Raw genomic sequence first — 25,934 nt, 5'->3', positions numbered from 1 at the left:
TCCCCCGCCCGCCTGCACCGGGTGGCCGTCCTCGCGTTCGACGGCATGGCGCCGTTCGAGCTCGGCTGCGTCGTGGAGTTCTTCGGGCTGTCCCGGCCCGAGCTGGACGTCCCCTGGTACGACCTCAAGGTGTGCGCGGAGACGCCGGAGCCGCTGAGAGTCGTCGGCGGGTTCACCATGCAGGCGGCGCACGGGCTCGACGTGCTGGCCACTGCCGACACGGTGATCGTCCCCGGGGTGGCCGACGTGCGCGGGCCCGTCTCGGCGGCGCTGGTGGCGGCGTTGCGGCAGGCGCACGCACGCGGCGCGCGGGTGGTGTCGATCTGCTCCGGCGCGTTCGCGCTGGCCGCCGCCGGGCTGCTGGACGGGCGCGCGGCGACCACGCACTGGAAGTACGCCGACCTGCTCCAGCGGCGTTTCCCCCTCGTCGAGGTCAACCCCTCGGTCCTGTACGTGGACGGCGGCGACGTGCTGACCAGCGCCGGCAGCGCCGCCGGACTGGACCTGCTGGTCCACCTCGTCCGCAGGGACCACGGCCCCGGCGTGGCCAACGCCGTCGCCCGCCGCCTGGTCATCCCGCCGCACCGGGAGGGCGGTCAGGCGCAGTTCATCGAGGCCGCGGTCACGCCCGTGGAGGACGACGACGCGGTGGCCAAGGCGATGGCGTGGGCGCTCGCCCATTTGGCGGCGCCCATCAGCGTGGCGGACCTGGCGGCGGTGGCGCACCTGTCGGAGCGCTCGTTCATCCGGCACTTCCGGCGGCAGACGGGGACCAGCCCGCTGCGCTGGGTGATCTCACAGCGGGTGGCCGCCAGCCTGCCGATGCTGGAGTCCACGGGGGCGCCGGTGGAAGAGATCGGGGCGGCGGTCGGGTTCGAGAGTCCTGTGACGTTCCGGCACCATTTCACGCGCGCCATGCGGACGTCGCCGTCGGCCTACCGGCGAACGTTCAGCGCCTGAGCCGCCACAGGGACGTGATCTCGGCGGCGCGGGCCGCGTGCAGCGGGTCCTTCTCGTCCCTGGGCCGGCGATGGCGCGGCGCGACCTCCAGCCGCGCGGCCACCCGCAGCCCCGCGTCCTCGAACGCCGTCAGCAACTCGGCCCGGCTGCGCAGCCCGAGGTGCTCGGCCAGGTCCGACAGAATGAGCCAGCCTTCGCCCGCAGGTTCGAGACGCTCGGCGAGCCCGCCCAGGAACCCGCGTAACATCCGCCCCCCAGGATCGTAGACGGCCCGATCGAGGGGCGAGGACGCTGGGGCGGGCAACCACGGAGGGTTGCAGACGATGAGCGGGGCACGCCCCTGCGGGAACAGGTCCGCCCGCACGACCTCCACCCGGTCGCCGAGCCCGAGCCGGGCGACGTTGTCCCCGGCGCAGTCCACCGCCCGTTGATCGACATCGGTGGCCACGACGTGCCGCACACCACGCCTGGCCAGCACGGCGGCCAGCACCCCGGTCCCGGTCCCGATGTCGAACGCCAGCCGGTCACCGGGCAGCGGCGCCTGGGCGACGAGGTCGGCGTACTCGCCCCTGATCGGCGAGAACACGCCGTGGTGCGGGTGGATGCGGGCCCCGAGCGCCGGGACGTGCACGCCCTCCTTGCGCCACTCGTGGGCCCCGATCAGGCCGAGCAGCTCGCGTAACGGGCCCACCGCCGCCGGCGCCTCGGGGCCGTGCACCTCGGCGCACGCCTCCCGCACGTCCGGTGCCCTGCGCAGCGCCACCACATGCCCTTCGGCGTACGGGATCAGTAACATCCCCAGCGTGCGGGCCCGATGCGCCTGCGCCTGGCGGTGGCCGTCGAAGCCGGAGCCGGGAGCGGCCGGCTCGCAGCGGCGGCCCATGGCCCGCAGGAGCTGCCGGGCGTTCTGGAAGTCGCCACGCCACAGCAGCGCGGTGCCGTCACAGGCCAGCCGATAAGCAGTGTCGGCCTTCATCCGGTCATCCCCGACCAGCACACGCCCGGGCGGCGGCACCCCCAGCGCCGAACGCCAGTGCGCCGAACGTTCGTGTCCTGCCTCGATCCATCTGATCATCAGATCCCGACCGATCCATGTGCCGGTCCCGGCGGCCTCTTTGCCTGCCCAGGAAAACCGCTCCCCAACCACCTACCACGAACCCCGTCGCACCTTGAGGCGGCGGCCACGCGCCTCAAGGCGGTCCTGCGCCCTGAGACGGTCACGGGGCCGGAACCTCGCAGGCGGCCGGGTCAGGGCTTGGGGCGGAAGGCGTCCAGCATGAGCGTGAAATGCCGCCGCCACTGCTCCGGATCGGCCTCCGCCACCCGCGAATTGGCCATCATGAAGAACGCCAGATCCAGCGGCCCCACGTCCAGCCGCAACACACCGGCCCGCTGAGCCCTCTCCACCAGCTGAAGGATCAGCCGATTGACCTCGGACCGATCACTCTGATGCGACAGGCACACCAACTCGGTGAAGGCCCGGTCCCGCGCCTGCGATTGACACGTCAGCTCAAGGAAACGCACCAGCCCCTCCCAGGCATCCTCAGCCTCCAAAGCCTGCCTGGCAAGCGTGGTCCAGCCCGCCATCATCTCGTCAAGGAGCCAGTCGATCAGGTCACCACGCTCCGGAAAATGCCGGTAGAGCGTCCCGATCGCCACCCCGGCCCGCTTGGCAACGGCTTCCAGCGGCGCGTCCACGCCCCGCTCGGCCAGCACCTGCCTGGCCGCCGCCACCAGGGCGTCACGGTTGCGCTGCGCATCACGGCGGAGCGGACGATCCATGCCACCATCCTATTGATGTCGAGGCCCACCCTCATCTTCGTGCTAACCTGAGGGCCACCCTCACCTTGAAGGAGCACTTATGAAGATCGCCATCATCGGCGCAGGCCCCGGCGTCGGCCTCGCGGTGGCCCGCCGCTTCGGCCAGGAAGGCTTTGACGTCTCACTGGTGGCCCGCGCCCAGTCCCGCCTGACCACCCTGGCTGAGCACCTGCAGGCCGAGTCCATCCGCACCTCCACCCACGTGGGCGACATCACGGACGAAAGCTCCCTCACCCACGCCCTCACCCAGATCGGCCCGGTGGACGTCCTCGTCTACAACGGCGCGGGCATGACCAAGGCCCTGACCCCCGTCCTGGAGGTGACCAGAGAGAGCGCGCAGGACGCCTTCGACAGCGCGGTGCTGGGCGCGGTGACGGCGGTCCGTGCGACGCTCCCGGCCATGCTGGAGCGCGGCTCGGGCACGCTGCTGTTCACCTCGGGCATCTCGGCGGTGCACCCGCTGCCCTTCCTGGGCAACGTCGGCATCGCAGTGTCCGGCCTGCGCAACTACGCGCTGTCCCTGGCCGAGGCACTCACCGGCCGGGGCGTCCACGTGGGCCACGTCCCCATCGCCGCCGCCGTGGCCCCCGGCTCCCCCGCCGCACCGGAAACCGTGGCCGACACCCACTGGCACCTCCACACGGACCGCGACCGCAACGAGGTCATCCTCGGCGACCTGGCCACCGTCCAGGCAGCGATCAGCCGACTCTGACCTCCGAAGCCATCCACCACCGAGCCCCCTCACCTCCGGATCCACCCCAGCACCGGATGCTTGGAGTGATACCCCCGCTGCTGCGGATTCGCATCAAGGTGGGTTTGATCCAGAACCCTCACCAGAGCCCGGACTTGTGACCTCGAATGCACAGCCGAATTGTGGGCTCTGCGCTATGACGAACCCCAGGGCAGGTGCCGGACATTCGATCGGAGGGCCGCTCCTCTCCGACCGACCCGGGGCTCGGAGCGCACGTTCGCCGGCAGGAGGAGACATCCGGCCAGGCGCGAGCGCTCCGGCAGGAACCCCGGTAAACGATCACGGGCGGGCCGCGGGGTTCGGGCCGGGGTCCAGGACGGTGTAAGCGTCGTGGACCCAGTCCGTCAGGGCGGGGCGGGTGCGGGCGGGATCGATGATGTCCTCCACCAGGAACGCCTCAGCGGTACGGAACGGCGACCTGACCGCTTCCAGGCGCTCGGCGATCTCCGCCTTCAGCTTGGCCGCCTCCGGGCCGGCCTCCGCCAGCAGGCGTTTGAAGGCCACCTCCAGGCCACCCTCGATCGGCAGGGATCCCCAGTCGCCGGACGGCCAGGCCACCCGGAGACCGTAGCGGGAGTGCGGCCGGTGGGCGGCGCCCGCGACGCCGAAGACGCGGCGTACCAGGACCGTGGCCCAGGGGACGGTGGACTGGTAGACGGCGGCGAGGGCGCGGGCGCCTCTCCTGATCGTGCCGGCCTTCTCGGCGGCGGTGCCGATGACGAAGCCGGGCTGGTCGACCAGGTGCACGATCGGCAGATGGAAGGTCTCGGCCAGGTCGACGAACCTGGCCATCTTGTCCGAGCCCGCAGCCGTCAGGCCGCCGCCGTAGAACCGGGGGTCGGAGGCGAGCACGGCCACGGGACGGCCGTCCAGCCGGGCCAGGGCCGTGATGGTGGCGGGTGCGAACCTGCGGCCGAGCTCCAGGACGCTGCCGGTGTCGAAGACCAGCTCCAGGATCCGGCGCATGTCGTAAGGGCGGCGCCGGTCCCGGGGGACGAGGTCGCGCAGCTCGGCCGCGATCCGGTCCGGGGCGTCCGCGCAGTCGCCGGCCGGGGGAAGCTGCCAGGCGCTCTGCGGCAGGTACGACAACACGCGCCGCGTCAGCTCGAACGCCTCCTGCTCCGAGGCCGCGACCAGGTCCACGGTGCCCGCCGCCGCGACGGTGCGCCACCCGCCGAGCTCCTCCTTGGACACGCTCTCCCCCATGCCGGCCTCGACCACGGCCGGGCCCGCGATGAAGACCTGCGAGAGCTCCTTCACCATGATCGAGACGTGCGCGGTGACCAGCCGGGCCGCGCCCAGTCCCGCGACTGGGCCGAGCGCCAGCGCGAGCACCGGGATCCGGCCGAGGTTGGCCACCACCTGGTCCCAGCCGGGGTTGTGCGGAACATAGGTACGCCCGAAGTCCTCCAGTTGCTTGACGCTGCCCCCGCCGCCGGTCCCGTCGATCAGCCGGACGAGCGGCACCCGCATCTCCCCGGCCATGCGCTCGGCCAGGATCTGCTTCTCGTGGATGGCGGCGTCGGCCGCCCCGCCGCGTACGGTGAAGTCGTCCCCGGCCACCACGACCCGGCGGCCGGCCAGCCGCGCCCGGCCGATGATCACGTTGGACGGTGTGAAGGTCTCGCCGTCGGCGGCCATGCGGCCGGTGAGGGCGCCCACCTCCTGCCAGGTGTCCGTGAGCGCGGCCAGGCGCTCGCGGATGGTGAGGCGGCCCGTCGCGTGCTGCCGGGCGACCCGCTCCTCGCCTCCCATGCGCTCGGCCAGCTCCCTGCGGCGCTCCAGCTCGGCGAGTTCGGGGTCCCACACGGCGCGGCTCCTTCCGACGGCACGTACCGACTGGTCGGTACATTACGACAGCAATACAGATGTTTCTAACATCCGAATTTCGAGAGTATTCTGACGCGACCTAGGAAAGGGAACGGCGATGGTTCGGCTGACTCGGGTGCAGCAGCAGGAGCGAACGCGGGCGTCCGTGCTGGCGGCGGCGCGGGAGGAGTTCACCGAGCACGGCTACGCCTTGGCCAAGGTCGATCGGATCGCCGAGCGGGCCGAGCTGACCCGTGGGGCGGTGTACTCGAACTTCCCGGGCAAGCGCGCGCTGTATCTGGCGGTGCTGATCGACCTGGTCGAGAACGCCACCACGGGTGAGCCACCGACGCCGCCACTGTCGCGGGCCGATGCGCTGGAGGCGTTCGCCCGAGCCTGGCTCGAACGGCTGCCGCTGATCGGCGACACGGCTTCGGGCGGGCGGCTGCACCTGCGCTCGCTGGTCGGCGTCCTCGACGACGAGAGCGGGCGCACGGTGCTGGCGCAGGTCGCCCGGCTGGAGGCGTTGCTGCTCGCCATCGCACTGGAATCGTGCGAACCGGCCCGCGCGAGGTCCGTGCGACGCGTACGGCTGGCCGAGCTGGTGCTGACGCTGCTGGACGGTGCGAGTCATCTGGCCGAGGCCGCGCCGGGCTTCGGCGACCCCTTCGACCTGGCGCGCGCGTGTGAGCATCTGGCCGGGATCGAGCTCGCCGACGCCTGGACCCCGCCGTATCTGCCCTATGTCGCCCCGGCGCGGCCGTGCGCGGACCCATGGGATCCGCCCGCGGCCCTCGTGGATCAGATCAGCGGGGACCGGGCCGGCGGCGATGGTCTGATCGCGGTGCTGGGGACCGGCCGGCTCGCCGCCGCCGAGGAAGCCGTCCGTTCCGCCCGGCCCGGCGAGCAGGTGACGGTGGTCATCGTCACGAAGGATCCCGCCGAGACGGGCCGGCTCGTCCGGCTCAGGATCGCCGACCTCACCGGCTGCCTGCGGCGGGTGTTCGCTCCGGAGGTCTGGCAGCGCGTCCGGCTGGTCCTCGACGACGAAGCCCTGACGGCGTCGGCGATCGGCCTGACGGACTTCGACGACGAGACGGAGGCCGCCGTCCGCGTCCAGGGCGGCATGATCGTCGCCCGGGCCCACGGGCGGGGCGCCGCGTACGCGGCCTCGGCCGCCGGCGCTTCGAGCGGCACGCGGAGAGCCAGGACATGACCCGGCCCGAGCCGGCCGGCCACCCTCGCAATCCGCCGATGAGGTGGATCCGCCCGCTCTCCGGGCGGATCGGGGAGACGGCGGAGGTGGTGGGCGGCAAGGCGCACGGCCTCCTGGCGATGAACCGTCTCGGGTTGCGGGTGCCCGCCGGGTTCGTCGTCACCACGGAGGCATGCCGGGCGTTCCTGCGTGACGGGCGTCTGCCCGACGGACTGGACGACGAGCTCGCGGCGGCCGTCGCCGATCTCGAAGCCGCCACCGGGCGTCGCTTCGGGGGCGCACGGGCGCCGCTGGCGGTGTCCGTGCGCTCCGGGGCCGGCGTGTCGATGCCCGGCATGATGAACACGATACTCAACCTCGGTCTCACGACCGGCGCCACCGCCGGGCTGGCGGCCGAGACGGGCGACTCGCGGTTCGCGCTGGGTGCGCGGTTGCGGTTCCTGTCCAGCTTCGCCGCCGCGATCACGGGCCTGGACGTGGCCGGCACGGTTCTCAAGGGAGCCCCTGGACCGGGCACCGGCGACGAGGAAGCCCGGATCGAAGCGGTCGAGGACCTCATCCGGCGGCGACGGGGCGAGCCGATTCCGGATGACGCGGCCGGGCAGTTGGAGCTGGCGGTCGAGGCGGTGTTCTCGTCGTGGGACACACCGCGCGCACGTACCTACCGCGAGCTGCATGACGTCCCGCACCACCTCGGCACGGCCGCGATCGTGCAGACGATGGTGTTCGGGGACCGCGATGACCGCAGCGGCGCCGGAGTCGCGTTCAGCCGTGACCCCAACACCGGGGAGAACGTCCCGTTCGGCGAGGTTCTCTTCGGGCACCAGGGCGAAGACGTCGTGTCCGGCCGATCACTGACCCGGCCGCTGCGCGAGCTCGCCGGCCGGGAGCCGGTGGTGTGGGCCGGCCTGCTCGACGCGCTGAGCCGGGTCGAGGGGCACTACCGCGACGCGTGCTACGTCGAGTTCACCTACCAGGCCGGGGAGTTGTGGATGTTGCAGGTCCGGCCGGGCCGGTTCGCCGGAGGCGCCGCCGTCCGCGTCGCGGCCGACCTCGCCGACGAGGGGGTGATCGAACGTCGTGAAGCGCTGCTGCGGGTCACGCCGCAGCATCTCCAGCACGTCCGCACACCCCGGATCGCGACGACGGGGCCGGCCGACATCCTGGCCAGGGGGCTGGGCGCCTGTCCCGGTGTCGCGACAGGCCGGGTGGCGACCACGGCCGACGGAGCGGTGCGCATGGCCGCGGGCGGCCCGGTCATCCTGGTACGGCCGGAGACCTCCCCGCTCGACCTGCACGGCCTGGCCGCCGCCGCCGGGATCGTCACCGCCCGGGGCGGGCCGGCCAGCCACGCCGCGGTCGTCGCACGAGCGATGGGCAAACCCGCTGTCGTGGGGGTCACCGGCCTCACCGTCGACGTCGCCGGCGCGTCGGTGAGCGCCGGCGGGCGCACCATCGGTGAAGGCACCCTCGTCACCATCGACGGGACCAGCGGCGAAGTCGCCCTCGGCAGCCCGCGGGTCGTCACGACCACGGCCGCCGCCCACCTGCGCCGGCTGCTCGAATGGGCTGACGACGTGTCGGGCGACCGCTCAGAACGCGATGAGGCCCAGCGCCTCGGCGCCGCCCAGGCCGTGCTGCGCCAGGGCTAGAGGCGGTAGTCGAAGACGTAGGAATGGCCTCCGTCAGGGGCGACGATGATGTCCATCTCGCCCCTGAGGCCGCGCAGCTCGCCCGTGCCCGAGTCGGGGACGACCGTGATGGTGAGCGACTGCTCGCTCCGGTCGCTGACCGCGTTGTGCTGGAGCGCGAAGCTGCCCGGCCGGCCGGCCAGCGTGCCCTCGACGCGCTCCAGCGCCACGTAGGAGCGCGAGTCCTCGACCTCGGTCGCGGCCACCATGAGGTGCACGACGCTGGTGCCGGTGAGGTCGCCGTGGAAGGTCTTGGACATGGTCACGAGCCCGAGCTGGACACCGTCCCGGTCGGAGAAGGCCGGCTGGGCGTTCCAGTCGGCGGTGTCGAAGGTTCCCTTTGCGGTCATGGATCCCATCGTGGCGGACATACCTGTCAGGATCGGTCAGGTACCGGCGAGGCGCTCCACGACCGGGGCGAACTGGTCCAGGTACTGGGCGTTCACCGACACGTACGAGATGCCGAGCCGGTCCCTGCGCCTGCGGAGCGTGTCGGCCATCTCGGTCACCGTGCCCGTGAGCATGCCCGTGCCCGTGCGGCCGTACCTGCCGATCAGCCAGGCGGGCGGCTCGGCCCCGGCGGAGACCAGGTTCAGGCTGAGCTCCAGGTCGTGGAAGCGGTCCCCGGCCAGCTCGTACAGCTCATCCAGCTTGGCCGCCAGCCGCTCTTCGGAGTAGTCGGGCGGCACGCCGAGGGTGATCATGTCGGCCTTGGCGGCGGCCAGCTTGAGCAGCCTGGTGCCGGACGCGGCCACCAGGACGCGTACGTCCTGGACGGCGTCGATGGTCTGGGCCAGACGCTCGATCCGCTCGCCGGGGGTGCCGTACCGGAGGCCGAGGGCGGCGGCGTCGTGCTCGGCGTCCGGGCGGCCCGCGCCCAGGCCCAGCTCGAAGCGGCCGCCGGTGAGCTTGTGCAGGGTGGCGGTCTCCCACGCGACCGCCGCCGGCGTCCGGAACGGGACGCTCGTGACGAACGTGCCGACCCGCAGGGTCGTGGTGACCGCCGCGGCCACGGCGGCGGCGGCGAAGGGCGACAACGTGCCGAGCGTGTCGGGCACCAGCAGCGTCGAGTAGCCGAGGCTCTCCGCCCGGCGGGCCAGGCCCGCCCATGCCTCGGCGTCGGGGGCTTGTCCGGCGACCGTGCCGAACCTGAACGGGTGATCGGTCATGCCCCCACGATCGCGGGCCGGCCGCCCCGGCACATCGTCCCCCGGACCGGTGCCCTCCTACGCCCGGGGGCGCACGAGGTCCGCGACGTCCTACTCCCCCAGCAGTATCCGGGTGAAGTCGTTGGCGAACTTGCCCGCCGGGTCGAGCCGCCGGACCAGCTCGCGGAAGTCGCCGGGGCAGGCGGGCCGGCGGGTGAAGACCTTGCCCCAGTGCGGCCGCGGGTCATACGGCGCCAGCGTCTCCTCCACGAGCCGCACCACCGGGAGCACCGCGGGCACGTCCCTGACCCAGGTGAAGTGGATGCCGACGCTGTCACGCCCGCGGAAGGGGCTCAGCCACAGGTCGTCGGCGGCGATGGAGCGCACTTCGGAGATCTGCAGGACCGGGCGGATGCGGTCGCCGATCGCGTACAGCTCGCGCAAAGCCTTGACCGCGTTCTCCCTGGGCAGCAGGAGCTCGGTCTGCAGCTCGTTCCCGGCGCCGCTCGGCTCGAAGTCGGGGCGGAAGTGCGGCAGCCGCTCGTGCCACGGGCCGGGCACGCCGAGCTGGAGCGTGCAGCTCTCGGCCGGCATGGCGGGCAGCGGGTGCCGGGGGCCGTCGGCGGCGCGGGTGCCGTGCCAGTCGGGGCTGGTCAGCTCGTCCAGGCGCTTGAGCCAGACGCGGGTGTCGCGCCAGTCGGTGAAGAGGCTGACGCTGTAGCCGCCGGCCATGATGTCGTCAAAGCCGGCCAGGGCGTCCTGGGACAGGCCCTCGCGGACGTACTGGCGGATCTCGAAGGCGGGCACCAGGTCGAGCGTCAGCGAGGTGACGATGCCGAGCGCGCCGAGGGAGACCACCGCGCCGGGGAAGTCGGCGTCGCCGCGCGAGAGCGTCAGCACGGAGCCGTCGGCGGTGACCAGGTCGAGCGACGACACGGCGGCGGCCAGGCTCGCGACGGCGTCGCCGGAGCCGTGGGTGCCGGTGGCGACCGAGCCGGCCACGGAGATGTGCGGCAGCGAGGCCAGGTTCGCCAGCGCGAACCCGGCCTGGTGCAGGATCGGGGCGAGCCGCGCGTACGTCATGCGCGCGGGCACGCGTGCCGTGGCCGCCGCACTGTCGATCTCCACCCCGTCCGGCATATGATCGAGCACGACGAGGTCACCGGTCGTGTCCGCGACGTCGTTGAACGAATGCCCGCTCCCGAGCGCCCGCACCTGGGCGGCGCCGGCGACGAGAGACCGCAGCTCGTCGAGCGACGTGGGGTGGTGCACAGCCCTTGCCCGAAATGCGGTGTTTCCCGCCCAGTTGGTCATCTTCACGGCTTCACCTTGTCACAGCGGCGACTTGTCAGCACGGCGGGGTGCCGCTATTTTCATGCCGCTGACGGAGGTGTGCCGTGCTCTATCTGTCCGAGGTCGTCGGCCTGGTGACGCTCGTGCTGTGGCTCTACTGCCTCTTCGACGTGATCACCACGCCCGACGTGCTCTGCAGAAACCTGCCCAAGATCGTCTGGGTGGTCATCGTGTTGTTGTTCCCGCTGGTCGGCTCCGTCATCTGGCTGGTCGCGGGCAGGCCGCAGCGGGCCCCGGCGACCACGCGGCCCAGCGCCTTCCCCGAGTACGAGCGCCCGGGCCGGTTCGCCGCCACCGATCCCGATGACGACGAGGAGTTCCTGCGCCGCTGCCGCGAGCGGGCGGAGGAGCAGCGCAGGAACGCCCCCAAGAAGCCGTCCGAGGACTAGAGCCCCTGGGCCAGGCGGTAGTACGCCTGGCTCCAGCGCAGCTCCTTGGTGAACCGCTCGGTCGTCGTGTCGGCGTCGATGACCAGCAGCTCCACGCCGAGCATGTCGGCGAAGTCGGTCAGCTCCTCCCGGCCCACGACCTTGGACAGCACGGTGTGATGCGGGGCCCCGGCGGTGAGCCACGACTCCGTGGAGGTCCGCAGGTTCGGCCTGGGGCTCCAGACCGCGCGGGCCACGGGCAGCTGGGGCAGCGGCTGCAACGGCGTGACGATGTCGATCTCGTTGGCCACCAGCCGGAACCGGTCCCCCATGTCGGCCAGGCCGACGACGATACCGGGGCCGGGCTCGGCGTCGAACACCAGCCGGACCGGGTCCTCCCTGCCGCCGATGCCCAGCGGATGGATCTCGCACGACGGCGTGCCCGCCGCGATCGAGGGGCAGACCTCCAGCATGTGCGCGCCGAGGATCAGCTCCTCGCCGGGCGTCAGGTGGTAGGTGTAGTCCTCCATGAAGGAGGTGCCGCCGGGCGCCATCGACTTCAGCGTCCGCAACAACACCGAGGTCTTCCAGTCGCCCTCGCCGCCGAAGCCATAACCGTCGGCCATCAGGCGCTGCACGGCCAGGCCCGGGAGCTGGCGCAGGCCGCCGAGGTCCTCGAAGTTGGTGGTGAACGCCTTGAAGCCGCCCGCCTCCAGGAAACCGCGCAGGCCCAGCTCGATCCTGGCCGCGTAGCGCAACGACTCGTTGCGCTCACCGAGCAGCTCGGGGGCGACGGTGTACTGCTCGGCGTACTCCTTGACCAGCGCCGTCACGTCGGCGTCCGAGGCCGCGTCCACGACCTCGACCAGGTCGTTGACCCCGTAGGTGTTGACGGAGACGCCGAAGCGCAACTGCGCCTCGACCTTGTCGCCCTCGGTGACGGCCACGTCGCGCATGTTGTCGCCGAAGCGGGCCAGCTTCAGCGTGCGCACCTCGGCCAGGCCCCTGGCGGCGCGGACCCAGCTCTCGACGCGCGCGCCCACGGCCGGGTCGCTGACGTGCCCGGCCACGGTCTTGCGCGGCACACCCAGGCGGGTCTGGACGAAGCCGAACTCGCGGTCGCCGTGCGCGGCCTGGTTGAGGTTCATGAAGTCCATGTCGATGGAGCCCCACGGCAGCTCCACGTTGGCCTGCGTGTGCAGGTGCAGCAGCGGCTTGCGCAGCGCGTCGAGCCCGGCGATCCACATCTTGGCCGGGGAGAAGGTGTGCATCCACGCGATCACGCCGGCGCACTCGTCGTCGGCGTTGGCCTCCAGCATGATGCGCCTGATGGCCGCGGCGTCGGTGAGCACGGGCTGCCACACCACCGGCACGGGAAGCTGCTCCGCGATCCGCTGGGACTGCTCGGCCACCTGGCGCAGCGTGTCCTCGCCGTACAGTCCCTGACTGCCGGTCAGAAACCAGATGTTCAACGCGGGCTCCTCTGTCCGTAGACGTTCTGATAGCGGTCGTACAGGCGGTCGATGTCGTCCTGCGGGATGGGCAGCGGGGCGCCGAGCTGACGGGCCACGTGGACCGTACGGGCCACGTCCTCGCACATCACGGCGGCCTTCACCGCGGACTTGGCGTCCTTGCCGATGCTGAACACCCCATGGTTCCGCATCAGCAGTGCCTTCGAGCGGTGGCCCTTGAGCGTCTGCACGATGCCCTGGCCGATCGAGTCGTCGCCGATCAGCGCGAACGGGCCGATCGGGATCTCGCCGCCGAACTCGTCGGCCATCGCGGTCAGCACGCACGGGATGGCCTCGCCGCGGGCCGCCCACGCCGAGGCGTAGGTCGAGTGGGTGTGCACCACGCCGCCCACCTCGGGCATGTTGCGGTACACGTAGGCGTGCGCGGCCGTGTCGCTGGACGGCGCGTGCTCGCCCTCGACGAGGTTGCCGTCGAGGTCGCAGACGACCATGTTCTGCGGCGTCAGCTCGTCGTAGGAGACGCCGGACGGCTTGATCACGAACAGGTCCTCGCCGGGGACCCGGCCGGACACGTTGCCCGCCGTCCAGACCACCAGGTTGTACCGGACCAGCTCGGCGTGCAGATCGGCGACCGTCTCTCTGATGTTTGTGCTCATTCCCCCACTCCTTCGCGGGCCTCGTTCCTGATGGCGCGCAGCGTGTGCAGCATCCGTCCGTCGCCGAAGAAGTCGTGCAGCCTGCGGTACTCGGCGTAGAGCCGGTCGTAGGCGTCGGCGCGGGCGTCGTCCGGCACGTACGCGGCCTCGGTGCGCTTGCCCATCACGGCCGCGGCCTCCGCGATGCCCGGGTAGGCCCCGGCGGCGACGGCCGCGTGGATCGCCGAGCCGAGCGCCGGGCCCTGGTCGGAGCCGATCACCGACAGCGGGCGGCGCAGCACGTCGGAGTAGACCTGCATGAGGAAGGCGTTCTTCAGCAGACCCCCCGCGACGACGAACTCCTCGACCGGCACGCCGGCCTTCTCGAACGTCTCCACGATCATCCGGGCGCCGAACGCGGTCGACTCGATGATCGCGCGGTAGACGTCCTCGGGCTTGGTGGCCAGGGTCTGGCCGATGATCACACCGGACAGGTTGTGGTCCACGAGCACCGAGCGGTTGCCGCCGAACCAGTCCAGCGCGACCAGGCCGTGCTGGCCGACGGCCTGCTTCTCGGCCAGCTCGGTGAGCCGCTCGTGGTCGGAGCCGGCCGCGAAGTTGTCCACGAACCAGGCGAAGATGTCGCCGACCGCCGACTGCCCCGCCTCATAGCCCCACAGGCCGGGCACGATGCCGTCCTTGACGACGCCGCACATGCCGGGCACCTCGGCGAGCTGGTCGCTGGGCATGATGTGGCAGGTGGAGGTGCCCATGATGGCCACCATCTGGCCGGGGCCGACGGCGTCCGCTGCGGCTGCGGTGACGTGGGCGTCCACGTTGCCGACGGCCACGGCGACGCCCTCGGGCAGGCCGGTCCACTCGGCGGCCTGGCCGGTCAGCCGCCCGGCGAGGCCGCCCAGCGGCGCCAGCGTCGTGCCGTTGACCTCGTCGCCGACCACACCGGTGGCCAGCTTGCCGGCGAATCCGGCGAAGCCCGGGTTGAGCTCGGCGAGGAACTCCTCCGACGGGTAGCCGCCGTCCTGGAAGATCCCCTTGTAGCCGACGGTGCAGATGTTGCGGCTCTCGACGCCGGTGAGCTGCCAGATGATCCAGTCGGCGGCCTCGATCCAGCGCTCGGCCCTGGCGTACACGTCGGGGGCCTCCTCCAGGACCTGCAGGCCCTTGGCGAACTCCCACTCGGAGGAGATCTTGCCGCCGTAGCGCGGCAGCCAGCTCTCCCCGCGGCGCGCGGCCAGCTCGTTGATCCGGTCGGCGTGCGGCTGCGCGGCGTGGTGCTTCCACAACTTCGGCCAGGCGTGCGGCAGCTCGGGCGTCTCGAAGCACAGGGGCGTGCCACCGGCGGTGGTGGGCAGCACAGTGCAGGCGGTGAAGTCGGTGCCGACGCCGATGACGTCCGCGGGCGCGACCCCGGCGGCGGCGAGCGCCCCGGGCACGGCGATCCGCAACACGTCGATCCAGTCCTGCGGCGACTGCAGGGCCCAGTCGGGGCCCAGCCGCACGTCGGAGCCGGGCAGCGTGGTCTCGATGACGCGGTGGGCGTACTCGTGGACGGCGCTGCCCAGCTCGGCGCCGTCGCTCACGCGGACGACCACGGCACGCCCCGACAGCGTGCCGAAGTCCACTCCTACCACGTAGTTGTTAGCGTTCACATTTCGCTCCAGGGGTTTGTCCGGGGGCATGCCCATCATCTACCGGGCAGGTGCGGTACTTGATCTGACCACGAAGCTGGGCGCCACGACCAGGCGTTCGTACACGGCGGGTCCGGCCTCGATCTGCCGCAGCAGCACCTCGATGCAGTGCCGGCCCACCACGTCGAAGTCCTGCCGCACCGTGGTGAGCGGCGGCGAGAAGAACTCCGACTCGGGTATGTCGTCGAAGCCCACCACGCTGATCTGGCCGGGGACCCGCACGCCCGCCTCGCTGAGCGCGCGCAGCACGCCCAGCGCCATCTGGTCGTTGCCGGCGAAGACCGCCGTGACCCCGGCCATCGAGGCCAGGCTCTTGCCCGCCTCGTAGCCGGCGCGCGGGCTCCAGTCGCCGGCCAGCGGCTCCGGGACCGGCCGGCCCGCCTCCTCCAGCGCGGTCCGCCAGCCCTTGAGCCGGCCTTCGGTCTCCAGCCAGTCGGACGGGCCGCTGACGTGCCAGACGGTCTCGTGGCCCTGCTCCAGCAGGTGCCGCGTGGCCAGCCTGGCGCCCTCGATCTGGTCGATGCACACCACCGACACGTCGGAGGCGCGCGCGGTGCCCTCGACCGCCACCGCCGGCATGCCCGCGGGCAGGCTCTCCAGCGCGCGGGCGGCCGAGCGTTGCGGCGCGACCACCACGACCCCGTCCACGCCCTGCTCGGCGAGGTAGTCGATGGCGTCGCGCACGCTGGCGGCGTCGATCGACTTCAGGCTGACGATGCTGACGAAATAGCCCGCGGTCCTGGCCGCCTGCTCGATGCCGTAGATCGTGCTGGCGGGGCCGTACAGCGTGGTGTCGAAGCTGACCACGCCGAGCGTCCTCGATCGCTTGGTGACCAGGGCGCGGGCGACGAGATTGCGCCGGTAGCCCAGCCGGGTGATCGCCGCCTCCACCCGGGCACGGGTGTCGGCCCGCACGTTCGGATGGTCGTTGAGCACCCGGGAGACCGTCTGGTGCGACACTCCCGCTTCCTTGGCCACGTCGGCCATGACCGGCAGGCGGCGCTTGGGGATCGTCACGGTCTCTCCTTTCGCTGGGCTCAGGGGTCTCGGATCAACGCGTGGCGCCCGCCCTGCGCTTGGTCCAGACGTCGAAGGCGACCGCGGCGAGGAGCACGGCGCCCTTGACGAGCATGACGCGCTCGCTGGGCGAGCCGATCAGTGACATGCCGTTGTTGATGACCGCCATGATGAGGCCACCGGTGATCGCGCCGACGATCTTACCCACACCGCCCTGGACGGCCGCACCGCCGATGAAGGCGGCGGCGATGGCGTCCAGCTCGAAGCTGTTGCCGGCCGTGGGGCCGGCCTGGTTGAGCCGGCCGGCGAAGATGATGCCGGCGATGGCCGACAACACGCCCATGTTGACGAAGATCCAGAAGACCACCGACTTGACCTTCACGCCGGACATGACGGCCGCCTGCAGGTTGCCGCCGATGGCGTAGATCTGCCGGCCGAAGACCGTGCGGTTGGCCATCAGCGAGTACGCCAGCACGAGCACCGCGAGCAGCACCAGCACCCACGGAAGGTTCTTGAAGCGGGCGAGCTGCACGACGAGGAAGAGGATCAGCGCGGCCCCGGCCAGCATCTTCAGCGCGAACAGCGCGATCGGCTCGACCGACTGGCCGTAACCCGAGCGCGCGTTGCGGGTGCGCCACTGCGCGGTCCACATGCCGGCGATGGCGACGACGCCGACCAGCAGGCTGAACAGGTCGGCGCCGCCCAGCGGGCCCAGGCCGATGTTGCCGAGGTAGCCGTTGGTGAAGCCGTTGGCCAGCGTGCGGACCTGGTCGGGGAACGGGCCGATGCCCTGGTTGCCCAGGACGGTCAGGGTCAGCGCCCGGAACAGCAACATGCCGGCCAGCGTCACGATGAACGCGGGGATGCCGAAGTAGGCGATCCAGTAGCCCTGCCAGGCTCCGATGAGCGCGCCGGCGATCAAGGTGATCAGCAGCGCGACCGGCCACGGCAGACCCATGTTGACCATGAGCACCGCGGACAGTGCTCCCGTGACCGCGACCACCGAGCCGACGGACAGGTCGATGTGCCCGGCGATGATGACCAGGATCATCCCGATCGCGAGGATCAGGACGTAGGAGTTCTGGACGATGATGTTCGAGATGTTCTGCGGCTGGAGCATCGCGCCGTCGGTCAGCACCGTGAACAGCACGACGATCAGCGCGAAGGCGATGTAGATACCGCTGGAGCGCAGGTTGAGCGACAGACCGCCGAACGACACCCGGCCCGGCCGGCGTGGCCCTCCCCCGTCGCCCTTGGCGCCGACCTCCACGTCGGCGGGCGTGATGCTGCTCATCAGAGCGACTCCTGTCCCTTGGTCATGAGGTGCATGAGGTTCTCCTGCGTGGCGTCCTTGCGGGGCACCTCGCCGGTGATGCGACCTTCGGAAAGCGTGTAGATGCGGTCGCACAGGCCGAGCAGCTCAGGCAACTCAGAAGAGATCACCAGCACCGCTTTGCCCTCGTCAGCCAGGCGGTTGATGATCGTGTAGATCTCGTACTTGGCGCCGACGTCGATGCCCCGGGTCGGCTCATCGAGGATGAGGACGTCCGGCTCGGTCAGGATCCACTTGGAGAGCACGACCTTCTGCTGGTTCCCGCCGCTCAGCTTGCCGACGACGCTGTTGACGCTGGGAGCCTTGATGTTCATGCTCTTGTGGAACTGCTCGGCGACCTTGTACTCCTCGTTCTCGTTCACCCAGCCGCGCCTGGCCAGGCCCTTGAGCCCGGCCGCGCTGATGTTGCGCTTGATGTCCTCGATGAGGTTGAGTCCGTACCTCTTGCGGTCTTCGGTGGCGTAGGCGAGGCCGTGCCTGATGGCGTCCTGCACGTTGCGGATCTCGATCGGCTTGCCGTCCTTGAAGACCTTGCCGGAGATGTGCACGCCGTACGTACGCCCGAACACGCTCATCGCCAGCTCGGTGCGCCCGGCGCCCATGAGACCCGCCAGACCCACGATCTCGCCGCGGCGCAGCATGAGGGCGGCGCCGTCGACCACCTTCCGGCCGGGCTGGCTGGGACTGAAGACCGTCCAGTCCTCGATCCGCAGCGCCTCGTCGCCGATCGTCGGCTCGTGCGGCGGGAAGCGGTTGTCGAGGGCGCGTCCGACCATGCCGGAGATGATCCGGTCCTCGCTGACGTGGTCCGCCGCCATGTCCAGCGTCTCGATCGTCCGGCCGTCCCGGATGATCGTGACGGAGTCGGCGATGGCGATGACCTCGTTCAGCTTGTGCGAGATGATCACGCACGTGATGCCCTCGTCACGGAGCCCGCGCAGCAGGTCGAGCAGGTGCGCGGAGTCGTCGTCGTTGAGCGCGGCGGTCGGCTCGTCGAGGATGAGGAGCTTGACCTCCTTCGACAGCGCCTTGGCGATCTCCACGAGCTGCTGCTTGCCCACGCCGATGTCCGCGATCGGGGTGGTGGGGTTCTCCCGCAGGCCGACCCGCTTCATCAGCGCGGCGGCCTCGTAGTTGGTCCGGTTCCAGTCGATGAAGCCGCGCTTGGCGCGCTCGTTGCCGAGGAAGATGTTCTCGGCGATCGAGAGCTGCGGGCTGAGCGCCAGCTCCTGGTGGATGATGACGATGCCGGCGTGCTCGCTGTCGCGGATGCCGCCGAACTCGCAGCGCTGCCCCTCGAAGGTGATCTCACCTTCGTAGTCGCCGTGCGGGTAGACCCCGGACAGCACCTTCATCAGCGTCGACTTGCCGGCGCCGTTCTCGCCGCAGATCGCGTGGATCTCGCCCTGCCGGACGGACAAGGTGACGTCCTGCAGCGCCTTGACGCCGGGGAAGGTCTTGGTGATCCCGCTCATCCGCAAGATGTGCTCGGTCATATACCCCTCGCTCACTAATGAGAAACCTGCGAAATGGACTGCCGCTACGGCCTTGGCCGGGCACATCGGTGGGGCGGCAGGCTGATGGGCAGGTTTCTTGTTAGGCCGGGAAAGCCCCCGGGGACGTCCGCCCCCGGGGAACGCCCCTACTTGAGCTGGTCCTCGGTGTAGTAGTTGCCGCCGACGATGACTTCCTGGTAGTTGTCCTTGTCGACGATCACCGGGTCGAGCAGGAACGACGGCACGACCTTGTTGCCGTTGTCGTAGTCCTTGGTGTTGTTGACCTCGGGCTTGCCACCCTTGAGCACGGTGTCGGCCATCTTCACGGTCTGCTCGGCGAGGTTGCGGGTGTCCTTGAAGATGGTGGAGTACTGCTCACCCGCGATGATCGACTTGACCGAGGCGAGCTCGGCGTCCTGGCCGGTCACGACCGGGTACGGCTGGCCGCTGGTGCCGTAGCCGGAGCTCTTCAGCGCCGACAGGATGCCGATGGACAGGCCGTCGTAGGGGGACAGCACGCCGTCGACCTTGGCGCCACCGGTGTAGCTCTTGGTGAGGATGTCCTCCATGCGCTTCTGCGCGGTGGCCGGGTCCCAGCGGAGGATCGCGGCGGTCTTGAAGTCGGTCTGGCCGCTCTTGACCACGAGCGTGCCGTCGTCGATCTTCGGCTTCAGCACCGTCATCGCACCTTCCCAGAAGAAGGTGGCGTTGTTGTCGTCGGGCGAGCCGCCGAACAACTCGACGTTGAAGGGGCCCTTCTTGCCGTCCTCGATGCCGAGGCCCTTGACCAGGGAGGTGGCCTGCTGCACGCCGACCTTGGCGTTGTCGAAGGTGGCGTAGTAGTCCACGTTCGGGCTGTTGCGGATCAGCCGGTCGTAGGCGATGACCGGGATCTTGGCGTCAGCGGCCTGCTGGAGCTGCGAGGTGATCGCGGTGCCGTCGATCGAGGCGATGATCAGGAGCTTGGCGCCCTTGGTGATCTGGTTCTCGATCTGGTTGGCCTGGGTGGGGATGTCGTTCTCCGCGTACTGGAGGTCGACCTTGTAGCCCAGCTTCTCCAGATGCTGCTTGACGTTGTCGCCGTCGTGGATCCAGCGCTCCGACGACTTGGTCGGCATGGTCACGCCGATCAGCGCGCCGGCGTTGCCGGCGGCGGCCGAGGCGGAGGACTGCGTGTCCACCGTCTTCTCCGCGGAACCGCAGGCGGTCATGGTCACGGCGAGCGCGATGATGGACACCGCGCCCCCGATTCGTCCCAACCTCATGTCATCTCCTTGCGATGGGGAACGCGGCAGCGCTGAGGGCGCGGCGACTGCCGGTAGAGCGACGGATTCGATCACCGAACGTGACGAAACCGAACATAATTCGCGTTAGCTTCCGCCCGATTGTTATCGCTAACAAAGTCTATGTCAACGGTTGGACATAACCTGCCGGAAACTTTCGGGTAACTTTCCCGCAGGTCAGCGGCGTGTACGCGCCGAGAACAGCCGCTGCAGCAGGATGAACACGAAGAGCAACAGGCCGATGAAAATCTTGGTCCACCACGACGACAGCGTGCCCTCGAAGCTGATGATCGTCTGGATCAGTCCGAGCACGAGCACCCCGAGCACGGTGCCGAGCAGAAAGCCGGTTCCGCCGGTCAGCAGCGTGCCGCCGATCACGACGGCCGCGATGGCGTCCAGTTCCATGCCCACCGCGTGCAGGCCGTAGCCAGAGAGCATGTAGAACGAGAGCAGCACCCCGCCGAGCGCCGAGCAGAACCCGCTGATCGTGTAAACCGTGATCTTCGTGCGCCCCACGGGCAGCCCCATCAGCAGCGCGGACTGCTCACTGCCACCCGTGGCGTAGACCGAGCGGCCCAGCCGCGTGTAGTGCAGCACGTACGCCGCCACGATGACGACCATCACGGCGATGGTCACGCTCGGTGAGATCCACAGATCCGCGAAAAGGTCGATCCTGGTCTGCGCGAACGCCGTGAACGTGGGATCCTCGATCGGGATCGAGTCCGTCCCGATCGTGTAGCACAGCCCCCTGGCCAGGAACATGCCCGCCAGCGTCACGATGAACGGCTGGATGTCGAAGGCGTGCACGATGTAGCCCATCACGAGCCCCAGCCCGGACCCGATGGCCAGCACCAGCGGCACCACCAGGTACGGCGGCCACCCCGGCCCCGCCATCAGGCTGGCCGAGATCATCGTCGACAGCGCCACCACCGAGCCGACCGACAGGTCGATCCCCCCGGTGAGGATCACGAACGTCATCCCGACCGCCACCACCAGCAGGAAGGCGTTGTCGATGAAGACGTTGAGTATCACCTGCCCGCTGGCGAACCCCTCGTAGCGGATGCCGCCCACCACGAACATGGCCAGGAACAGGCACCCGGTCACCAGCACCGGCAGGTACTTGGCGGGCACCGCCGTCCGGCCCAGCGTCATCGTGGTCACAGGGTCACCCGCACTTTCTCCTCGGCCGCCGGACTGGGCGGAGCCGGCCGCCCGCGCGCGCGGAACACCTTCTCGCGGAACGACGGCGACTGGATGAGGCAGACCGCCGTCACGACCAGCGCCTTGAACAGCAGCGTGGTCTCCGGCGGCACCCCGATCGAGTAGATCGTCGTGGTCAGCGTCTGGATGATGAGCGCGCCCAGCACGGTGCCGCCGAGGGAGAAACGGCCACCGGCCAGCGACGTGCCGCCGATCACGACCGCCAGGATGGCGTCCAGCTCGATCCACAACCCGGCGTTGTTGCCGTCGGCGCTGGAGACGTTCGAGCTGATCATCAGTCCCGCGACGCCCGCGCACAGGGCGGCGAAGGCGTAGACCATGATGATGATCCCGCGCGACCTGATGCCGGCCAGCCGGCTGGCCTCGGCGTTGCCGCCGACCGACTCGATCAGCATGCCCAGCGCCAGCCGCCTGGTCAGGAACGTGGTGACGGCCAGCACCGCGATGACGATCAGGATCCCGAACGGCACGGTCAGCCAGTAGCCGCCGCCGATCACCTTGTACGCCGGGCTGTTGACGGTGATGATCTGGCCGTCGGTGATGAGCTGGGCCAGGCCGCGCCCGGCCACCATGAGGATGAGCGTGGCGATGATCGGCTGGATGCCGATGCCCGCGACCAGGAACCCGTTCCAGGCCCCCAGCACCAGGCACAACCCCAGCGCCAGGGCCACGGCGGTGAACACGCCGGCGTCCTGGCTGATCTGCAGGCACGCCAGCGCGCCCGAGATCGCCACCACCGAGCCCACCGACAGGTCGATGCCGCCGGTGGCGATGACCAGGGTCATGCCCAGCGAGACCAGGATGAGCGGCGCGCCGAAGCGCAGGATGTCGATCAGGCTGCCGTACAGGTGGCCGTCCCTGACCTGGATGGAGAAGAAGCTCGGGGTGAAGAACACGTTGAGCGCCAGCAGCAGCACCAGGACCGCCGCCGGCCAGAGCAGCCGTCTCATGAGGCCCGGCCTCCGCTCGCGATCGTTTCCATGAGCACGTCCGTGGTCAGCTCGTCGTCGTTGGGCAGCTCGGCCACCAGCCGGCGGTCGCGCAGCACCTCGACCTTGTGGCTGAGCCGCAACACCTCCTCCAGCTCGGCGGAGATGAACAGCACGGCCATGCCGCCGTCGGACAACTCCGCGACGAGCCGCTGGATCTCGGTCTTCGCGCCGACGTCGATGCCCCGGGTGGGCTCGTCGAGGATCAACAGCCGGGGCTCCAGGATGAGCCATCTCGCCAGCACGATCTTCTGCTGGTTGCCGCCGCTGAGGTTGCGCACGAGGTGCTCGGGGTTGGGCGGGCTGATCTTCAGCGCCTTGATGTACCTGGCCACCAGCTCGTCCTGCTGATCGCGCGGCACCGGTCTGGTCCAGCCCCTGGTGGCCTGCAGGGCCAGGATGACGTTCTCGCGCACGGTGAGGTCGGGGATGAGGCCGTCCTCCTTGCGGTTCTCCGAGCAGAACGCGATCCGGTGCGTCATGGCCGCGCGCGGCGTGCGCAACGACTCCGGCGACCCGCTGATCGCGATCTCCCCCGTGCCGGCGTGGTCGGCCCCGAAGAGCAGTCTCGCGATCTCCGTACGCCCGGAGCCGAGCAGCCCGGCCAGGCCGACGACCTCGCCTTCGTGGATGGTCAGGCTGAACGGCTCGACGGCCCCGGCCCGGCCCAGCTCGCGCGCCTCGATCAGCGGCCGGTCGAAGACCTTCGCCTCGCCGTGGATGCGTTCGAGGGCGGCGAGCTCCTGGCCGATCATCTTGGCGACCAGCTCGACCTGCGGCAGCCGCGCGGTCGGATACTCGCCGACGAGCCGGCCGTTGCGCAGGATCGTCATGCGGTCCGAGATCTCGTAGACCTGGTCGAGGAAGTGGGAGACGAAGAGGATCGCGATGCCCTCCTCCTTCAGCCGCCGCATGACCCGGAAGAGCTGCTGGACCTCGTCCGCGTCCAGGCTGGAGGTGGGCTCGTCGAGGATCAGCACGCGGGCGTCGATGTCGATCGCCCGCGCGATGGCGACCATCTGCTGGATGGCCAGCGAGTACGACGACAGCGGCGCGGACACGTCCAGGCTCAGCTCCAGCCGCGACAGCAGCTCGCCCGCCCTGTCCCGCATCCGCTTCCAGTCGATGCGGCCCCAGCGGCGCGGCTCGCGGCCGATGAAGATGTTCTCCGCCACCGAGAGGTTCGCGCAGAGGTTGATCTCCTGGTAGACCGTGCTGATGCCGGCCTGCTGCGCCTCCAGGGGGCTGCCGAACGCGACGGGCGCGCCGGCCAGCTCGACGGTGCCCGCGTCGGCGGGGTGGACGCCGGTGAGCACCTTGATCAGGGTGGACTTGCCCGCGCCGTTCTCTCCCATGAGCGCGTGCACCTCGCCCGGCAATAATCGCAGGTCCACGCCATCCAGGGCTTTCACCCCCGGAAACTGCTTGCCGATCCCACTCATCGTCAAGACCGGAGCAGGTAAGGCCATCATTGCCCCCTAAAGGCGGCGACCGGGCCGGTCGCGTGGGCCGGCCCGGTCGTTGGATCAGTACTGGCGGGTGGACAGGGCCTGCTTGGCCTGGTCCTCGGTGAACGTGGTCTCCTCGGTCACCACGCGGTTCGGCACCTGCTCGCCCTTGAGGACCTTCTTGGCCAGGTCCATGAGCTGCGGGCCGAGCAGCGGCGAGCACTCGACGATGTAGTTGATCTTTCCGTCGGCGAGCGCCTGCATGCCGTCCTTGACGGCGTCCACAGTGATGATCTTGATGTCCTTGCCGGGCACCTTGCCCGCGCCCTCGATCGCCTCGATCGCGCCCAGACCCATGTCGTCATTGTGCGCGTAGAGCACGTCGATGTCCGGGGTCGACTTCAGGAAGGCCTCCATGACCTCCTTGCCCTTGGCCCTGGTGAAGTCGCCGGTCTGCGAGGCCACGATGCTGAACTTCGGGTCGGCCTTGATGACCTCGGCGAAGCCCGCCTTGCGGTCGTTGGCCGGGGCCGAGCCGGTCGTGCCCTGCAGTTCGACGATGTTCACCTTGTCGGTGCCGGACTTGTACTCCTCCACCAGCCACTGGCCGGCCTTCTTGCCCTCCTCGATGAAGTCCGAGCCCAGGAAGGTCTTGTAGAGGGTCGTGTCCTTGGAGTCCACGGCGCGGTCGGTCAGGATGACCGGGATCTTCGCGTCCTTGGCCTCCTTGAGCACCGTGTCCCAGCCCGACTCCACCACCGGCGAGAAGGCGATGATGTCCACCTTCTGCTGGATGTAGGAGCGGATGGCCTTGATCTGGTTCTCCTGCTTCTGCTGGGCGTCGGAGAACTTGAGGGTGACGCCCGCGTTCTTCGCCGAGTCCTGCACGGACTTGGTGTTCGCGGTCCGCCAGCCACTCTCCGCGCCGACCTGGGAGAAGCCCATGGTGATCGCGTCACCGCCACCGCTGCCACTGCCGCCACTGCCGCTGCTGCTGCCGCATGCCGTCATCGACATCGCGGTGAGCCCGGCGAGCACCAAAGCCGAGATCCTCTTTAACACGTGGGGGGTTCCCTTCTCATGTGAACGCTAACAACCCTGATGGGGCGGCCAGCGCTGCCTGCCTTCCCCGCAAGGCCCCTAACTGTTGTGTCCGGTCCCGGCCGTGCTGGCCCGGGCCACGAACGCCGGGGGCACCACGAGCCGTTCCCGGTCCTGCGGACCGCCTTCGAGCTGCCGTACGAGCACCTCGATGCTGTGTCTGCCCACCGCGCCGAAGTCCTGCCTGATGGTCGTGAGCGGCGGCGAGAAGAACTCCGACTCGGGGATGTCGTCGAAACCGACCACGCTCACCCGCTCGGGCACTCTCACCCCCTGCTCCGTGAACGCCCGCAGCACGCCCAGCGCCATCTGGTCGTTGGCGACGAAGACCGCGGTCACGTCCTTCATGCTCGCCAGGCTGCGCCCCGCCTCGTATCCCGAGCGCGGGCTCCAGTCCCCGGCGAGCGGTCGCGGCACCTCGCGGCCCGCCCGCTCCAGCGCGGCCCGCCAGCCGGCCACGCGCCCTTCGGCCTCCAGCCAGTCGGAGGGGCCGCTGACGTGCCAGACCGTCTCGTGGCCCAGCGACAGCAGGTGCTCGGTGGCGAGCCGGCCGCCCGCCCTCTGGTCGACGCAGACCACGGACACCTCCCCCGCCTCGCCGCCTTCGACGGCGACGGTGGGGATGCCGTGCGGCAGGTCGGCCAGGGCCTGCGCGGCCGAACGTTGCGGCGCGACGACGACGATGCCGTCCACGCCCTGGTCGGCCAGGTAGTCGAGGGCGTCGCGGACGCCGGCCTTGTCGATGGACTTGAGGCTGACGATGCTGACGAAGTAGCCGGCTGACCTGGCCGCCTGCTCGATGCCGTAGACGGTGCTGGCCGGGCCGTACAGCGTGGTGTCGAAGCTGACCACTCCGAGCGTTCTGGAGTGCTTGGTGACCAGGGCGCGAGCGACGAGGTTGCGGCGGTAGCCGAGCTTGTCGATCGCTAGGAGCACGCGGGCGCGGGTCTCGCTGCGGACGTTGGGATGATCGTTGAGCACGCGGGAGACGGTCTGGTGCGACACGCCCGCTTCCTTGGCCACATCGGCCATGACCGGCAGGCGGCGCCCCAGGCTGGATCCCACGGCCGTGCTCCTTTCCTGGCTTGGGCACGACTGTGAACGTTAACAACC

The 25,934-nt window shown here is 70.2% G+C and carries 23 protein-coding genes; 5 read left to right on the top strand and 18 right to left on the bottom strand.

Going from position 1 to position 25,934, the window contains the following annotated elements; translation table 11 throughout:
- Positions 1-12: 12 nt before the first annotated feature.
- Positions 13-960, top strand: a complete 948-nt coding sequence (locus tag ACWD0F_RS18790; protein WP_449877350.1) for a helix-turn-helix domain-containing protein — start codon at positions 13-15, stop codon at positions 958-960.
- Here ACWD0F_RS18790 and ACWD0F_RS18785 read toward each other — a convergent pair.
- Together ACWD0F_RS18785 and ACWD0F_RS18780 are read right to left on the bottom strand one after the other, a co-directional pair.
- Positions 950-2,035, bottom strand: coding sequence for a methyltransferase (locus ACWD0F_RS18785; RefSeq protein ID WP_449876992.1), 1,086 nt, complete (start codon positions 2,033-2,035; stop codon positions 950-952). The two genes, ACWD0F_RS18790 and ACWD0F_RS18785, sit on opposite strands and share 11 nt — an antisense overlap.
- Before the next feature lie 173 nt (positions 2,036-2,208).
- Positions 2,209-2,742, bottom strand: coding sequence for a TetR/AcrR family transcriptional regulator (locus tag ACWD0F_RS18780; RefSeq protein ID WP_449876990.1), 534 nt, complete (start codon positions 2,740-2,742; stop codon positions 2,209-2,211).
- Positions 2,743-2,821: 79 nt separating this feature from the next.
- Here ACWD0F_RS18780 and ACWD0F_RS18775 point away from each other — a divergent pair, with 79 nt between their 5' ends.
- Positions 2,822-3,493 carry an SDR family NAD(P)-dependent oxidoreductase gene (locus tag ACWD0F_RS18775; protein WP_449876988.1) on the top strand — a complete coding sequence of 224 codons (672 nt, stop codon included), beginning with the start codon at positions 2,822-2,824 and terminating at the stop codon, positions 3,491-3,493.
- Positions 3,494-3,811: 318 nt separating this feature from the next.
- On the opposite strand, the gene ACWD0F_RS18770 is transcribed toward ACWD0F_RS18775, so the two are convergent.
- On the bottom strand, positions 3,812-5,341 hold the full coding sequence (locus ACWD0F_RS18770; RefSeq protein WP_449876986.1) for an acyl-CoA carboxylase subunit beta: 1,530 nt from the start codon (positions 5,339-5,341) through the stop codon (positions 3,812-3,814).
- Between the two features lie 118 nt (positions 5,342-5,459).
- Between ACWD0F_RS18770 and ACWD0F_RS18765 the strand changes: the two genes are divergently transcribed.
- The gene (locus tag ACWD0F_RS18765; protein ID WP_449876984.1) at positions 5,460-6,557 is read left to right on the top strand and encodes a TetR/AcrR family transcriptional regulator; all 1,098 of its coding nucleotides are present in this window, start codon (positions 5,460-5,462) and stop codon (positions 6,555-6,557) included.
- A 38-nt stretch (positions 6,558-6,595) separates the two neighbouring features.
- Positions 6,596-8,209, top strand: coding sequence for a pyruvate, phosphate dikinase (locus ACWD0F_RS18760; protein ID WP_449876982.1), 1,614 nt, complete (start codon positions 6,596-6,598; stop codon positions 8,207-8,209).
- On the opposite strand, the gene ACWD0F_RS18755 is transcribed toward ACWD0F_RS18760, so the two are convergent.
- From ACWD0F_RS18755 to ACWD0F_RS18745, 3 genes are all read right to left on the bottom strand, one after another.
- Positions 8,206-8,598: a DUF3224 domain-containing protein gene (locus tag ACWD0F_RS18755; protein WP_449876980.1), complete on the bottom strand. Its 393-nt coding sequence runs from the start codon at positions 8,596-8,598 to the stop codon at positions 8,206-8,208. The two genes, ACWD0F_RS18760 and ACWD0F_RS18755, sit on opposite strands and share 4 nt — an antisense overlap.
- Positions 8,599-8,634: 36 nt before the next feature.
- Positions 8,635-9,417: an LLM class flavin-dependent oxidoreductase gene (locus ACWD0F_RS18750; protein ID WP_449876978.1), complete on the bottom strand. Its 783-nt coding sequence runs from the start codon at positions 9,415-9,417 to the stop codon at positions 8,635-8,637.
- Between the two features lie 90 nt (positions 9,418-9,507).
- Positions 9,508-10,710, bottom strand: a complete 1,203-nt coding sequence (locus ACWD0F_RS18745; RefSeq protein WP_449877348.1) for an FAD-binding protein — start codon at positions 10,708-10,710, stop codon at positions 9,508-9,510.
- A gap of 83 nt (positions 10,711-10,793) precedes the next feature.
- Here ACWD0F_RS18745 and ACWD0F_RS18740 point away from each other — a divergent pair, with 83 nt between their 5' ends.
- Positions 10,794-11,138, top strand: a complete 345-nt coding sequence (locus tag ACWD0F_RS18740) for a PLDc N-terminal domain-containing protein (RefSeq protein WP_449876976.1) — start codon at positions 10,794-10,796, stop codon at positions 11,136-11,138.
- Here ACWD0F_RS18740 and araA read toward each other — a convergent pair.
- The 12 genes from araA to ACWD0F_RS18680 form a co-directional block, all read right to left on the bottom strand.
- Entirely contained in the window at positions 11,135-12,589 is a 1,455-nt protein-coding gene (araA, locus tag ACWD0F_RS18735) for an L-arabinose isomerase (protein ID WP_449876974.1), read from the bottom strand. The genes ACWD0F_RS18740 and araA overlap by 4 nt on opposite strands.
- On the bottom strand, positions 12,586-13,245 hold the full coding sequence (locus ACWD0F_RS18730; protein ID WP_449876972.1) for an L-ribulose-5-phosphate 4-epimerase: 660 nt from the start codon (positions 13,243-13,245) through the stop codon (positions 12,586-12,588). Before ACWD0F_RS18730 ends, araA begins: the two co-directional genes overlap by 4 nt.
- Positions 13,242-14,924 (bottom strand): ribulokinase, encoded by a 1,683-nt coding sequence (gene araB / locus ACWD0F_RS18725; protein WP_449876970.1) that lies wholly within the window; start codon positions 14,922-14,924, stop codon positions 13,242-13,244. The genes ACWD0F_RS18730 and araB overlap by 4 nt, the downstream gene beginning before the upstream one ends.
- 9 nt (positions 14,925-14,933) lie before the next feature.
- Entirely contained in the window at positions 14,934-15,920 is a 987-nt protein-coding gene (locus tag ACWD0F_RS18720) for a LacI family DNA-binding transcriptional regulator (RefSeq protein ID WP_449877346.1), read from the bottom strand.
- Positions 15,921-15,984: 64 nt separating this feature from the next.
- Positions 15,985-17,244: a multiple monosaccharide ABC transporter permease gene (mmsB, locus tag ACWD0F_RS18715; protein WP_449876968.1), complete on the bottom strand. Its 1,260-nt coding sequence runs from the start codon at positions 17,242-17,244 to the stop codon at positions 15,985-15,987.
- Positions 17,244-18,779, bottom strand: a complete 1,536-nt coding sequence (gene mmsA / locus ACWD0F_RS18710; protein ID WP_449876966.1) for a multiple monosaccharide ABC transporter ATP-binding protein — start codon at positions 18,777-18,779, stop codon at positions 17,244-17,246. The genes mmsB and mmsA overlap by 1 nt, the downstream gene beginning before the upstream one ends.
- 146 nt (positions 18,780-18,925) lie before the next feature.
- Positions 18,926-20,044: a multiple monosaccharide ABC transporter substrate-binding protein gene (chvE, locus tag ACWD0F_RS18705; RefSeq protein ID WP_449876964.1), complete on the bottom strand. Its 1,119-nt coding sequence runs from the start codon at positions 20,042-20,044 to the stop codon at positions 18,926-18,928.
- A gap of 195 nt (positions 20,045-20,239) precedes the next feature.
- Positions 20,240-21,214, bottom strand: coding sequence for a galactofuranose ABC transporter, permease protein YjfF (gene yjfF / locus ACWD0F_RS18700; RefSeq protein WP_449877344.1), 975 nt, complete (start codon positions 21,212-21,214; stop codon positions 20,240-20,242).
- A 5-nt stretch (positions 21,215-21,219) separates the two neighbouring features.
- Complete coding sequence (locus tag ACWD0F_RS18695; protein WP_449876962.1) at positions 21,220-22,233, bottom strand: ABC transporter permease; 1,014 nt, start codon at positions 22,231-22,233, stop codon at positions 21,220-21,222.
- A complete protein-coding gene (locus ACWD0F_RS18690; RefSeq protein WP_449876960.1) occupies positions 22,230-23,684 on the bottom strand; it encodes a sugar ABC transporter ATP-binding protein in 1,455 nt (484 codons plus the stop codon). The genes ACWD0F_RS18695 and ACWD0F_RS18690 overlap by 4 nt, the downstream gene beginning before the upstream one ends.
- Positions 23,685-23,798: 114 nt before the next feature.
- Positions 23,799-24,782 carry an ABC transporter substrate-binding protein gene (locus ACWD0F_RS18685; RefSeq protein WP_449876958.1) on the bottom strand — a complete coding sequence of 328 codons (984 nt, stop codon included), beginning with the start codon at positions 24,780-24,782 and terminating at the stop codon, positions 23,799-23,801.
- Between the two features lie 78 nt (positions 24,783-24,860).
- The gene (locus ACWD0F_RS18680) at positions 24,861-25,853 is read right to left on the bottom strand and encodes a LacI family DNA-binding transcriptional regulator (RefSeq protein ID WP_449877342.1); all 993 of its coding nucleotides are present in this window, start codon (positions 25,851-25,853) and stop codon (positions 24,861-24,863) included.
- Positions 25,854-25,934: the final 81 nt, after the last annotated feature.

The sequence above is a fragment of the Nonomuraea sp. NPDC002799 genome (genome assembly GCF_053592075.1).
The sequence above is the reverse complement of the archived record's forward strand: the minus strand, read 5'-3'. Positions and strand labels throughout refer to the sequence as shown.